General features: G+C 50.7%; 11 protein-coding genes. 2 read left to right on the top strand and 9 right to left on the bottom strand.

Annotation, left to right across the window (positions count from 1 at the left end; all coding sequences use genetic code 11):
• From R2103_RS01540 to def, 9 genes are all read right to left on the bottom strand, one after another.
• Positions 1-1,179 carry a phosphoglycerate kinase gene (locus tag R2103_RS01540; RefSeq protein ID WP_317529813.1) on the bottom strand — a complete coding sequence of 393 codons (1,179 nt, stop codon included), beginning with the start codon at positions 1,177-1,179 and terminating at the stop codon, positions 1-3.
• A 133-nt stretch (positions 1,180-1,312) separates the two neighbouring features.
• A complete protein-coding gene (gap, locus tag R2103_RS01535) occupies positions 1,313-2,311 on the bottom strand; it encodes a type I glyceraldehyde-3-phosphate dehydrogenase (RefSeq protein WP_317529812.1) in 999 nt (332 codons plus the stop codon).
• An 80-nt stretch (positions 2,312-2,391) separates the two neighbouring features.
• Entirely contained in the window at positions 2,392-4,407 is a 2,016-nt protein-coding gene (gene tkt / locus R2103_RS01530; RefSeq protein WP_317529811.1) for a transketolase, read from the bottom strand.
• 188 nt (positions 4,408-4,595) lie between these two features.
• Positions 4,596-5,858 carry a sigma-54 dependent transcriptional regulator gene (locus R2103_RS01525; protein ID WP_317529810.1) on the bottom strand — a complete coding sequence of 421 codons (1,263 nt, stop codon included), beginning with the start codon at positions 5,856-5,858 and terminating at the stop codon, positions 4,596-4,598.
• A 144-nt stretch (positions 5,859-6,002) separates the two neighbouring features.
• On the bottom strand, positions 6,003-8,180 hold the full coding sequence (locus tag R2103_RS01520; RefSeq protein ID WP_317529809.1) for an ATP-binding protein: 2,178 nt from the start codon (positions 8,178-8,180) through the stop codon (positions 6,003-6,005).
• Positions 8,180-8,716 (bottom strand): DUF4390 domain-containing protein, encoded by a 537-nt coding sequence (locus R2103_RS01515; RefSeq protein WP_317529808.1) that lies wholly within the window; start codon positions 8,714-8,716, stop codon positions 8,180-8,182. The genes R2103_RS01520 and R2103_RS01515 overlap by 1 nt, the downstream gene beginning before the upstream one ends.
• A gap of 70 nt (positions 8,717-8,786) precedes the next feature.
• Positions 8,787-10,064, bottom strand: coding sequence for a 16S rRNA (cytosine(967)-C(5))-methyltransferase RsmB (gene rsmB, locus R2103_RS01510; protein ID WP_317529807.1), 1,278 nt, complete (start codon positions 10,062-10,064; stop codon positions 8,787-8,789).
• Positions 10,057-11,016 carry a methionyl-tRNA formyltransferase gene (gene fmt, locus R2103_RS01505; RefSeq protein ID WP_317529806.1) on the bottom strand — a complete coding sequence of 320 codons (960 nt, stop codon included), beginning with the start codon at positions 11,014-11,016 and terminating at the stop codon, positions 10,057-10,059. The genes rsmB and fmt overlap by 8 nt, the downstream gene beginning before the upstream one ends.
• Positions 11,017-11,137: 121 nt before the next feature.
• Entirely contained in the window at positions 11,138-11,641 is a 504-nt protein-coding gene (def, locus tag R2103_RS01500) for a peptide deformylase (protein WP_317529805.1), read from the bottom strand.
• 96 nt (positions 11,642-11,737) lie between these two features.
• Between def and R2103_RS01495 the strand changes: the two genes are divergently transcribed.
• Positions 11,738-12,775: a LysM peptidoglycan-binding domain-containing protein gene (locus tag R2103_RS01495; protein ID WP_411172371.1), complete on the top strand. Its 1,038-nt coding sequence runs from the start codon at positions 11,738-11,740 to the stop codon at positions 12,773-12,775.
• 17 nt (positions 12,776-12,792) lie between these two features.
• Positions 12,793-13,899 carry a DNA-processing protein DprA gene (dprA, locus tag R2103_RS01490; protein WP_317529803.1) on the top strand — a complete coding sequence of 369 codons (1,107 nt, stop codon included), beginning with the start codon at positions 12,793-12,795 and terminating at the stop codon, positions 13,897-13,899.
• Positions 13,900-13,925: the final 26 nt, after the last annotated feature.

Raw genomic sequence — 13,925 nt, 5'->3', positions numbered from 1 at the left:
TTATTTGGCACGCATCTCCAATATTTCTACTGCCGGGAGTTTTTTACCTTCCAGAAACTCCAGGAATGCCCCGCCTGCGGTTGAAATATAGGAAACTTTGTCGTAGATATCATACTTTTGAATAGCTGCAATGGTATCACCGCCGCCTGCTAACGTGAAAGCTTTCGTTTCCGCAATCGCACGCGCGATTTTTTCGGTTCCGGCGCCAAATTGATCAAACTCAAACACACCGACCGGGCCGTTCCACACCACCGTACCGGCTTTCATAATGATATCCACCAATTCTTGCGCGCTTTTAGGGCCGATATCAAAAATCATGTCATCGTCAGCTACAGCACCGGCATCTTTCAATACCGCAGGCTCATTGGCATCAAATTTTTTACCGGTCACCACGTCGACCGCAATCGGGATCGAGGCATTGCGTTTCGCCATTTTATCCATCAAGGCCTTGGCTGTTGGAACCAGATCATCTTCGCACAGTGATTTGCCGACATTTTTGCCGGTTGCTTTCAAGAAGGTATTGGCAATACCACCGCCGACCACCAGTTGATCTACTTTCTCGGACAGCGATTCGAGCACGGTCAGCTTGGTGGAAACCTTCGAGCCGCCGACAATCGCCACCATCGGACGCGCTGGACTCAACAGCGCTTTGGTCAGCGCATCCAATTCTTCTGTCAGCAGAATACCGGCGCAAGCCACGGGGGCATATTTAGCGATGCCGTGGGTAGAGGCTTCCGCGCGGTGCGCGGTGCCGAATGCGTCCATGACAAAGACATCGCATAGTTTTGCGTATTTTTGTGCGGTCTCCTCGACGTTTTTCTTTTCGCCTTTATTGATGCGGCAGTTCTCCAGTACGACTAATTCTCCAGCCGCAACATCAAATCCGCCATCAACCCAGTCCTTGATTAAACGCACCGGTTTTCCCAAACGGCTGGCAATATTATCAGCCACCGGTTTCAGAGAATTCTCTTCAGTCCACACGCCTTCTTCAGGGCGGCCCAAGTGAGAAGTCACCATCACTTTCGCGCCTTGTTTGATGCAGTGATTAATGGTCGCCATCGAGGCGGTAATGCGTGCATCCGAGGTCACTTTTCCATCTTTTACAGGGACATTCAGATCAGCGCGAATAAATACACGTTTACCTTTAAGGTCAAGGTCAACTAGTTTAATAACGGACACAGTAAGCTCCAGAAATGTCTTTAACAAAATATAAAGGATAGCAGCGCTACCCTTTATGTCTTAATAAATTAACTATTTAAATCAGATAGCAATCAAGACATCCTATTTTGATTGCCTATCTGAGCATACAAAACTACTTGGCGACAGTACGCACCATCTCCAGTACTTTGGTGGAATAACCCCATTCATTGTCGTACCACGCAACCACTTTGACAAAGCTCTTATCCAACGCCATACCTGCTTCGGCGTCGAAAATAGAGGTGCAGCTTTCACCACGGAAGTCGGTGGATACCACTTTTTGATCGGTATATCCGAGCACGCCTTTCATGGAACCTTCGGAAGCTTCTTTCATCGCTTTGCAAATTTCGTCGTAGGTCGCTTCTTTTTCCAGCTCGCAGGTCAAATCAACTACCGATACGTCCGATGTCGGAACACGGAAAGCCATGCCGGTCAGTTTTTTGTTCAGTTGCGGAATCACAACGCCCACTGCTTTGGCAGCACCAGTTGAAGAAGGAATAATATTTTCGAGAATACCGCGGCCACCACGCCAATCTTTATTGGATGGACCATCCACGGTTTTTTGCGTTGCGGTTGCGGCATGCACGGTAGTCATCAGACCACGCTTGATCCCCCATTTGTCGTTCAATACTTTGGCGATCGGAGCCAGACAGTTGGTGGTGCAAGAAGCATTGGAAATGATGCTTTCGCCTTTGTAGGATTTGTCATTCACGCCATACACAAACATCGGTGTATCGTCTTTGGAAGGTGCAGACATGATGACTTTCTTGGCGCCAGCCGCTAAATGTTTTTCACAGGTTTCTTTCGTCAGAAAGAGACCTGTTGACTCGATGACGACTTCGGCGCCCACTTCATTCCATTTCAGCTCGGCCGGATCTTTAACCGCAGTTAAGCGGATTTTTTTGCCATTTACCACCAGGGTATTGCCCTCGATGGAAACATCACCATGGAAGCGGCCATGCACTGAGTCATGCTTTAACATATAAGCCAGATAATCCGGCTCTAGCAAATCGTTGATGGCAACGATTTCGATATCCGAAAAATTCTGCACAGCTGAGCGGAAAACCATACGCCCGATACGACCAAACCCATTAATACCAACCTTAATTGTCATACTAAAACTCCTTGAATAAGAAACTTGTTGCTTCCGGATGAATGCAATTTATCATCCGGCTGCTTTAATCATAAATTGGATCAGAGAATGCCTTTGACTGTTTTAACAACGTTCTCGACGGTAAAGCCAAAATGCTTGAATAACACATCCGCAGGCGCTGATTCACCAAAAGTGTCCATGCCGACTACCGCGCCGTCCAGTCCAACATACTTACGCCAGAAATCAGTTACGCCAGCTTCCACCGCTACGCGCTTAACACCCTTCAGCAAGACACTGTCCTTATAGGATGGTTCCTGGCGATCGAATACATTCGTGCACGGCATGGAAACTACACGCACATGAACGCCTTCTTCGGCCAGCGCTTTTTGCGCACTCATGGCCAACCCCACTTCGGAGCCTGTCGCAATCAAAATCGCTTGTGGCTTGCCATTACCGGCCTCGGATAATATATAACCGCCTTTATCGATCAGCTGAATGGTAGCGGCATCGCGTTTCTGGAATGGCAGATTCTGACGGCTGAATATTAATGTCGACGGACCGTTTTTGCGTTCGATGGCGCGCGCCCATGACACGGTCGACTCTACCGTATCGCAAGGACGCCATACATCCATGTTAGGGATTAAACGCAAGGTTGCGGTTTGTTCTACCGGCTGGTGCGTCGGACCATCTTCACCCAGACCGATGGAATCATGCGTAAAGACGAAAATATTGCGAATCTTCATCAGTGCGGCCATGCGCAATGCATTACGCGCATATTCTGAGAACATCAGGAAAGTAGCACCGTAAGGAATCAAGCCGCCATGCAACGACAAGCCATTCATCATGGCGCTCATGCCAAATTCGCGCACACCGTAGTACACGTAGTTACCGCCGTTTTGTTTGCTGATCCCTTTTGAGCCTGACCACAAGGTCAGATTGGAGCCAGCCAAGTCGGCAGAACCGCCGAGTAATTCGGGCAGAACTGGTGCCAAACCTTCGATTGCATTTTGCGAAGCTTTACGGCTAGCAATGGTTTCCGCTTTTGCGTTAACTTGATTGATAACGCCGTCGACATGACTGCGCCAGTTCGCAGGCAACTCACCAGCGGTGCGGCGATTGAATTCGGCTGCTTCAGCCGGATACTTTTCCGCGTATTCAGCAAATTTCTGGTTCCATTCGGTTTCCAGCGCCTGTCCTTTCGCTCTTGCGTCCCAGGCGCTATAAACTTCCTGAGGGATTTCAAAAGGCGGATGATGCCAGCCAATGTGCGGACGAGCAGCCGCGATTTCAGCATCACCCAATGCGGCACCGTGTACCGAGTGGGTATTGGCCATATTGGGTGATCCCAGCCCGATAACCGTTTTGCAGCAAATCATGGTTGGTTTATCATTGACCTTTTTCGCAGCTTCAATCGCGGCCTCTATGGCCACCGGGTCGTGCCCGTTGACGTTAGGCACTACGTGCCAGCCATAGGACTCAAACCGTTTCGGCGTGTCATCGGTAAACCAGCCTTCCACATGACCATCGATGGAAATACCGTTATCATCGTAGAAACAAATCAGTTTTCCTAAACCTAAAGTACCCGCCAAAGAACAAGCTTCATGCGAAATACCTTCCATCAGACAGCCATCCCCCAGGAAAACGTAGGTATGGTGATCGACAATGTTGTAACCGGGGCGGTTAAATTCTGCGGCGAGTATTTTTTCCGCCAGCGCCATGCCCACAGCGTTGGTAATGCCCTGGCCTAATGGGCCGGTTGTGGTTTCCACACCCGGTGTGTAACCATATTCCGGATGACCGGGTGTCTTGGAATGAAATTGCCGGAATTTCTTAATCTCTTCCATCGGCAGATCGTAACCCGTCAGATGCAATAAAGCATAAATCAGCATCGATCCATGCCCGTTGGAAAGAATAAACCGGTCACGATCAACCCACCCCGGATTACCAGGATTATGACGCAGATGATGAATCCACAGCACTTCAGCGATTTCCGCCATTCCCATCGGCATACCGGGGTGACCGGAATTGGCTTTTTGCACTGCATCCATCGCCAATGCACGTATTGCGCTGGTTAAATCCTTAAACACCGGCGCGTCAAAATCCTTGAATGTCCCCATTAACACTAACTCCCTAATATTTTAAACGAATAAAAAAGATCGAACTGTGCGCTAATTGAATAGGAACACATCGTATCGGTAAATAAATTAATGCGATATTATCCCCTAAGATAGAGGATAGGACAACTAGAGACCTTCATTTTTTGCGCCTAAAACCAATCCGGTAGCAGCGGAATTTCTTTAAAAAATCAGTTCCCCCGCAATTTAATTCCCAATAATTTTATTTTGCGGTACAGGTGTGTGCGCTCCAATCCAGCGCGTTCCGCGACTCGCGTCATGTTGCCATTTTCTTGGTCGATTAATCTTTCGAAGTAAGTTTTTTCAAACAAATCGCGCGCTTCGCGCAGGGAAAGATCGAGTGGAATCTCCGGCGAAACTGATGACGAGGCCGATTCCGGGAAAACCATCGCCTGCTGCACAGCTTCGACCGAAATCTCATCGGACGTGCAAGTCAGTGCCAGCGAATGCACGACACCGGTTAACTGCGTCAAGTTGCCGGGCCAATCGTAATTGCGCAGGCAATTTAACGCTGCGGTACTGAACTGTAACGTGGACGAAGCTTCTCCCGATTCAACGAAACGCGACAAGATTTGACCGGCCAGCTCGGGAATGTCCTCCCGGTGCGCCCGCAATGCCGGAATGCCGATACTGAGACTGCTCAATATTTCGTACAGCTTGGGATGGTAAGTGCCCTGCGCGGTCAACTCCGCCAACGGTTGCGATGTGGCGCAAACCAGCCGGACGTTATACTTCTCCAGCTTACTCAGCAATAACAGCAAGCCTTTTTGCGCCAGTTTACTGATTTCGCCGACATCCTTGAGAAACAACAGCCCGTCACGCGCAAGCTCCAGCAAATCCAACGGTGATTCAGCCAATCCCGTCAACGTCTCGGGTTCCACCCATGGCGTGCCCGGACGATGCATAAAACGCGCGCAAATTTCCGCACCCGCGCCCGGTTCACCCATCAGCAACACGGGTGTTTTCAAGTTCACCACTTGTTCCAGCCTTTTTCTCAGATCAAGAATCAAAGCGCCTTTACCCAGACTGGCCAGTGACAGCGCTGATTGCTGCTTGTTTTGCGCCCCGCGCAAAGCCTTGCTGACCGTGCTCAACAACTTCTGCAACGGTATCGGCTTTTCCAGATAACCGAATGCGCCAATGCGGGTTGCCTCCACCGCCGTATCAATCGTGCCATGCCCGGACATCATGATCACCGGCATCGTCAGCAAGCCATTGCTGGCCCACTCTTTCAAGAGCGTAATACCATCCGTATCGGGCATCCAGATATCCAGCAGCACCAGATCGGGGCGCGTCTGCGCGCGCCAGATCCTCGCTTGCTCGGCATTCTCGGCCAACGCCACGCGATATCCTTCATCCCGCAAAATTTCAGACAGCAGCTCGCGGATGCCAATTTCGTCATCAACAACCAGTATTGTATTGTTCGTTATCATTGAGTGTTTCTCCACTACTGAAATCTAATCAGCTTAACCACAACTGTCAAATTTCACGGTCATCTATGAATTCCAAGTTTTTTGATTGACGGATATCTTGCCAGGAAAGATTTCATTCCTCTTTGCTGTTATCACCGGTTGTCCCTAATGCACTGCCAGCCGGTTATCGTTGGCGGATGCGCTTTTCTCCACCGCTGGCAGGATAATTGAAATTTGCGCGCCCTGCGGTTTAATATTTTCGATATGGATAATCCCTTCATGCTCTTCAACAATTTTCTTCACAATCGGCAATCCCAATCCGGTTCCCTTGGCCTTGGTGGTGACATAAGGCTCAAAAACCCGGGCTCTGATCTCATCCGAAAAACCGCAACCGTTATCACGCACACTGAGTTGCACCCCGCCATGCACTTTTTCGGTTTTCACCTCGATCACGGGTTGCGGCGTATCAATCAGCGCGTCTTGCGCATTTTGCAGCAAATTATGCAGCACCTGGCGCAATTGCGCCGAATCGCCCTTGATCAGCGGCAAATCATCCGCCAATAGCTGCTGGATTAGCACATGCTTACTATTCTCAGCCGCCATATTCGCGGTTTCGTAAAGCGACAATACCTCGCGCACCAGCCGGTTAAAATCCAGTTGGTGCAATTGCATCTCCGGTACGCGCGCATACTGATTAAATTCATTCACCATCCGCTTCAGGGCTTCCACCTGATTGACAATGGTTTCAGTTGAACGCCGCAGTATCTTGGCGTCTTCTTCATTGAGCTTATTGATTAATTTGTGCTGCACGCGCTCGGCGGATAGTTGAATCGGTGTCAGCGGATTTTTAATTTCATGCGCCAGCCGGCGTGCAACTTCGCCCCAGGCAACCGCGCGCTGCACTTGCAATAGATTGGTGATGTCATCAAAAACCACCACGCCACCACCGCCCGATATCTTGGGCAAGCGCGTTCCTCTGAGCAATAAAACCTGATTACGGCCATCTTCCGAACGCGTCAATTGGCGCTGCCAAACGCCGGTTTCCGCGGAATTAAATCCCGCCCTGATCTCGGCAATCAAGGTATCCAGTTGCGGTTCATTGCTCACGCAGCCTTCGATAATCGAACCGTCCAAGCTGATCAGCGGTATTTGCAGGATCTGCTCGGCACTGCGATTGGCCTTGGATAATACCAATTGATCGTCGAATACCAGCACGCCCGATGACAAATTCGCCAGGATACTTTCCAAGTGCGCACGCGCGCTCTCGACCGCCTGCTGATTATGCAGCGCCGCTGCGCGCGCTTCCTCCAATTGTTGCGTCATCAAATTGAAGGACTCCGTCAACACACCCAATTCGTCACGACTTTGCACCAGGTGCCTGCGGCTGTAGTCACCCTGCGCAATCGCTCGCGTGCCTTCCGCCAGCATGCCGAGCGGAGCGCTCAGTTTCTCACTGAGCAAAGAAGCCGTCGCCAATGCTGAAAATAACGATAACAACAAAGCCAGCGTCAAGGTAACGCTATACAGCCGGGTCAATCCGTGGCGCGACAAAGAAAGCTCCTGGTAATCCTGATAACCAGCCTGGACCCGTTCGGCGTCTTTTGCCAATTGCAGCGGAACCGGCTGCAGCAATTGCAGCATCCGGATATCCTCTTTCAAACTCAGCACATTAACCGGAGCGACTACGCGCAGATACAAGCCCTTATCGGTAATCGACTCAATCGCGCCATACGCTTTCTGCATCCGGATATAGCGCATCACGACGGCATTCGGCATCCCAGGAAATAACGCCAGATTACTCTCGCTGGAAAAAGCGATGACTTTGCCATCCTGGTTAAACAAGGTCGCTTCTTCCACTTGCGATTGCAGCAGTAATTCATTCAGCACTAATAAAGGCGGATTTGCAGGATCGGACAATATTAACGCCGTCGCCTGCGCTTTACGCTGCAATTCTTCCAGCAGATTATCCAGCATGGTATGTCCCAGGTTCAAGCCGCCTTCCAGGGCGCGATCCACTTTAACGTCAAACCAGGATTCGATACTCTTCTCAAGAAACTGAACGGACACGGCATACACCAAAGCACCGGGAAGTGTCGCCATCATGGAAAAAACCAGCATCAACCGTAACGCCAGCCGGGATCCGAAAACACCCGATTTGAGGCGGCGTCTGAACCGCCACAGCAGAAATCCCAGGATCGCCATGAGAAAGATCACAAAGGCGATATTGATGCCAAGCAATAAGCGGTACTTCCGTTCAAAAAACTCGGTATTGGCGCCCGCGGTAGCCAGCAGAAAGAGCATCACAGCCCCCACACCGGCACCCACGATGAGCACGTATTTCATCAATGACCTTTAATCTGTACCGGTTCCCCGGGTGTTGGCAGCTTCATATGCCATTCCATCTTATCCGAACTCAAATTCCATTGGCTAGAACCCAATGCTTCAACTTGGAACGGTTTTGGCATCCGTGTCAGATCGAGCCAGATTCGCAGCGACGCCACATAATCGGCGTCTGGCTTTAATTCAGTTTTAACCGTCAACGGAAGATCGTGTATCCGCCCCAATGCCTGCAATGCTTCCTTTAATGAAGAATAACTTTGTGAAAACACCGGATGGTTGAGGTGATATTGCCGTGTTAGCGCATAATAGCGCAGACCGACCACGAACTTACTGCGCGCCACCTCTTCATTGAGCTTATACCAGCGCGTATCCAGCAAGCCGAATTTGGTGACGAAATACAGCACGATACCTTTCTCAAGCGTCTGTTCCAACGTCTCGTTCAGCGTAATCTCGGAATCCATGCTGATGGTATAGCCTTGCTCGGTCGCCGCCAGACTGACGGATTTTATCTGGATACCTTCCGCCTTCACAACGGACATTACCGATAACAAAATCAGTAGCAAAAATAAAAGATTAAGGAAGGGTAGCTTTATTCGGCGCACTTGCGGATCAGGCTTTTTGCAGTAAGTTATAGAAGAAGCCATCATGTCGAATATCAGGTAACAGTTGTCCATCCGCCATTGCCGCTGCGGAAAGCGGTAGTAAGCTTGCATCGGGGTGATGGTTAAGGAATTTTTCAATCTGCATGGTATTTTCTTCGGCAAAAACTGAGCAAGTCACATACAGCAACTTACCACCCTTGCTCAAAATTTTCCACAAGGCATGCAAAATTGCTTGTTGAATTTCTGCAAATTTGATCAGATCGCTTTCACGCCGCAACCATTTGATATCCGGATGCCGGCAAACCACTCCGGATGCCGAACAAGGCACATCCGCCAGAATACGGTCATAGCAACGGCCATCCCACCAGGCAGCGGGATCCGACGCATCGCCGCACACCACCTTTTCTGCCGTCATATCCAAGCGCTGCAAATTCTGCTGCACCTGGGCCAATCTTGCCGCTTCATTATCCAGTATCGTCAATGCTACATCGGCCAATTCCAGCACATGCGTGCTTTTCCCTCCCGGGGCCGCGCACGCATCCAATACCCGCATGCCATCATGCACATCCAGGAATGGCGCGGCAAGCTGCGCTCCGGCATCTTGCACAGTCACCAGCCCGGCGCTAAAACCAGGCAGATGCTCCACCGCGACCGGCTGACTCAGTTGCAACGCGCCGGACCAGAGTAATTCCGTTTGCATCGCTTTTTCCGTCAATAAATCACGATAAGCGGCCACGCTAATTTTGCGTTGATTCACCCGTAACGTCATTGGAGGACGTTTGTTGCCGGCTTGCAGTATTGTGTGAAATTTTTCCGGATATTGCTGCCGCAACTTGTCAATCCACCACTGCGGATACGAGTAAAGTCCGTCCTCATGGGCGGCCGCTTGCTGCAACAAGCGCTCACGTTGCCGGATAAAATTGCGCAAAACGGCATTCACCAACCCTTGCATTCCTTGACCATGCGCCAAGGCGCGCGATGCAGATACGGCTTGATCCACCACTGTGTGCGGAGATGCTTTACTGTACTGCAATTGATACAAGCTCACGAGCAGCAACTGCTGCAAACTTTTATCGCGTAACGGTTTTTTCAGTAACAACGCGAGAATCGCCTGTAATTGGCCGTAAAAACGCAGGACGCCATAACTTAAATCCTGAATGGCGCCCTTTTGTTGTTTCGATAACATGGGATCGGCGCGCCAGACATCCTGCAGCACGCCGGTCAGGCTTGATCCCGTCAACACTTTACCGATTGCGGAAGCTGCCGCCAGCTGCGCCTTAATCATGCGATGCAGCAGCAGGATGATGCGCAGTCATAAAACACTCGCCAGGTTCTATCGGGTTGCCAGCCAGAAAATCCGCCGCGCTCATTTTCTTGCCGCCAGGTTTCTGCACCATGGCTATCCGTAACAAACCCGAACCGCAGGCAACCGTGATACCGGAACGATCCACCGCAACAATTTCTCCCGGCTTTCCTGCATTTCCGTCTAGCGCTTCAGCTTGCCAGATCTTCAGCGCCATATCCCGGAAATGCGCATAGGCGCCGGGATTGGGATTAAATGTCCGCACCATCCGGTCTAGCTGCTGCGCGCTGTGCCGCCAATCAATTTCCGCTTCGGCTTTGGTTATCTTGGCGGCGTAGCAGGCTTGCGTCTCGTCTTGCAGCACGGGAGCCAGTTTTTCCTGAGGCAGCAGCGTCAGCGCCTCAACGATGCTTCGCGCGCCGCACACACTTAATTTATCGTGCAGCGATTGCGTAGTATCGTCCGGCGTAATCTCCACATTGTGCATTAACAAAATATCACCCGTATCCAATCCGGCATCCATCTGCATGATGGTGATACCGGTCTCGCGATCACCCGCCAGAATGGCGCGTTGAATCGGCGCGGCACCCCGCCAGCGCGGCAATAGCGAAGCATGAATATTCAAGCATCCCAGACGGGGAATATCGAGTACCGCCTGCGGCAAAATCAATCCATACGCCGCCACAACCATCACATCCGCGTGCAGTGCCTGCAATTGCTGTTGTATGCCATCAGTTTTCAGGGTCAAGGGTTGCAATAATGCCAGATGATGTTGTTCGGCCAGCAATTTAACGGCGCTGGCGGCAGCTTTCATTCCTCTGCCCGCAGGGCGGTCCGGCTGGGTCAACACCATGACAATCTCATACCCTGCGTGAATCAGCGCATCCAGCGCCGTCGCGGCAAAGACAGGGGTTCCAGCAAATATGATTTTCATGCTAGCGCATCGATTACTTGTTAATTGGGGTGACGGGATTCAATCGTACCAATGAATCGGATTAGTGACTCAGAAGATCCGGATGCAGCGCACAGCTTTATTTTATGCCAACATGCACCCGCTACATGGTGCTGCGCTGTTTTTTCTTTAATTTAGCCAACGTGCGCGTTTGCTTGAGCTTTGACCAGTATTCCACAAACACTTTTCCCGCCAAGTGATCCATCTCGTGTTGAATACATACTGCCAATAATCCATCGGCATCCAGAACAAAGGATTCGCCTTGCGCATTCAGCGCTTTCACAGTCACAGATTCGGCGCGCCGCACTTTCCCATAGATGCCGGGTACTGACAAGCAACCTTCCTCATAGTCCGATAGGCCGTTACTGGCGATAATTTCCGGATTGATCAATACGAGCAATTCATCGCGAGTTTCCGATGTATCGATCACAATAATGCGCTCGTGCACATCCACTTGAGTAGCGGCCAACCCGATACCGGGCGCAGCGTACATCGTTTCAGTCATATCTTTTATCAGCGAACGGATTTCATCCGTGACTTGTGCTACGGGAATCGCTACAGTATGTAGCCTTTCATCCGGATATTGTAGTATTTTTAGAATAGCCATGAAAAAAATGTGTAGTTTAACAAACCCAATTTCGCATTTAGACCGTATCATTAACCAATCATTCTGTATGCGTTATCACTGCCTGTGAGATCATCCATGCGAAAGCTTATTATAACTATGATTTTATTTCTGGGCCTGCTTTCCGTCACGTCAATAAAGGCTCAAGAGATCGAATTGCGTAGTGACACGCCCGATCATCATGTGGTCGTGCCGGGCGATACGCTATGGGGAATTGCTTCCCGGTTTTTGAAAGATCCTTGGCGCTGGCCGGAAATCTGGGGACTCAATCGCGCGCAGGTAAAGAATCCGCACAAGATTTACCCCGGCGATGTTGTCATACTGGAGAAAACACTGCATGGAGTCCGCTTACGCCTTTCGGAGGACGATGAATACGGTGTAAGAACCGTTAAATTATCACCGAAAATCCGTACGGAACAATCCGGCACTGCGGCAATTCCTAGCATCCCGGCAGCGGCAATCGAACCTTTCCTGAGCCAGCCGCTCGTCATCGAAAAAGACGGCCTCGACAATGCACCGTATATATTAGGCTCAAGCGAGGGCCGGGTAGCTTTGAGCACAGGCAATATCGCTTATGTCAGCGAACTGCCTAAAGATAAAGGTTCGGCATGGCAAGTTTTCCGTCCTGGCAAAGCACTGAAGGACCCCGATCAAAAAGGCGCTGTTCTCGGTTTTGAAGCAACCTACCTGGGCAATGCCAAAGTGAATGCTTTCTCGGATGTCAGCACGGTCATCATCACGCACGCTTCGGAAGAAATCCTGAAAGGCGATCGTTTAGTTCCGGCGCCCGATACTATCTTCAATAACTACGCTCCGCATGCACCGGATTTTTCGCTCAATGGCAGAATTATTTCGGTGTATGGCGGCGTCTCCGAGATCGGCCGAGGCGATATTGTCACACTCAACAAAGGTGGGTTGGATGGCCTGGAAATGGGGCATGTTCTGGCTATCTACCGGAGAAGTCAAGCCAAGTCGCTCAAAGGGCAAATGGTGCAATTACCTGATGAAAGAACCGGATTGGTATTCGTTTTCCGCGTCTTTGAGAAAATAGCCTACGCACTGGTGGTACAAAGCACACAATCCATCAAAGTATTGGACGCTGTCAAAACACCCTGAAATTAATTCGTATCGTCATGAAACATGCACCGGATCTTGAAGCATGGCTAAGTCTTAATCTGATCGACGGCCTGGGTGGCGAGTCCATCCGCAGACTTCTGATCGCTTTTGGCAGTCCTGCAGCCATCCTGTCCGCGCATATGAGCGCATTGGAGCGCATCGTAAAAAAAACCGTCGCGCAGCGCATCTCGCAAGGTGCCGAGCAACACAAAATCGCCGCCGTGTTCCGCTGGCTGGAGGACCCTGTCAACGCGGTCATCACTTTGGCCGATTCCGATTACCCGGCGCAGTTACTCAATATTGACGCCCCGCCCCCGCTACTGTATTTCAAAGGCCGTCGGGAGCTGCTGCAACACCAGGCGCTGGCCGTGGTCGGCAGCCGCAACGCCACACCGCAGGGCTTATCGAATGCGGAAGCTTTTTCTGAAGCCGCCAGCAACGCCGGATTATGCATCATCAGCGGCATGGCGCTAGGCATCGATACCGCCGCGCACCAGGGCGGTTTGCGCGGCTTAGCCTCCAGCATTGCCGTTGTCGGCACTGGCTTGGATATCGTTTATCCGGCAAAGAATCATCCACTCGCGCACAAGCTGGCCAAAGAAGGTGCATTAATCTCCGAATTTCCGCTGGGTACCCCTGCCATCGGCAGGAATTTTCCGCGCAGAAATCGTATCATCAGCGGTATGAGTCACGGCTGTCTGGTAGTGGAAGCAGCATTACAAAGCGGGTCATTGATTACAGCCCGGCAAGCATTGGAGCAAGGGCGTGAAGTCATGGCAATCCCGGGTTCGATACATTCACCCCTGTCAAAAGGCTGCCATGCATTGATTAAACAAGGCGCCAAATTGGTTGAAAATACCCAGGATATTCTGGATGAATTGAATCATTTACCCTTAACCCGGCATGAGAATAGCGTTACAGTGAAAGAATTTTCTGCCGCAAAGCCAGCTGAAAACACGGTATTACTCAAACACCTAGGTTATGATGTCGTTGATATTGATACGCTCTGTTCGCGCAGTGGCTTGACGGCTGAGGTTGTATCAGCCATGCTATTAACGCTCGAGCTTGACGGTCAGATCAGCAGTTTGCCGGGAGGATGTTACCAGCGGATTCAATCGATGTGATGGCATTAACCGGAAGCACTGATCTG

The organism is Nitrosomonas sp. Is24 (assembly GCF_033063335.1).
Classification (GTDB): domain Bacteria; phylum Pseudomonadota; class Gammaproteobacteria; order Burkholderiales; family Nitrosomonadaceae; genus Nitrosomonas.
This window is presented reverse-complemented; position numbering and strand designations above follow the sequence as displayed.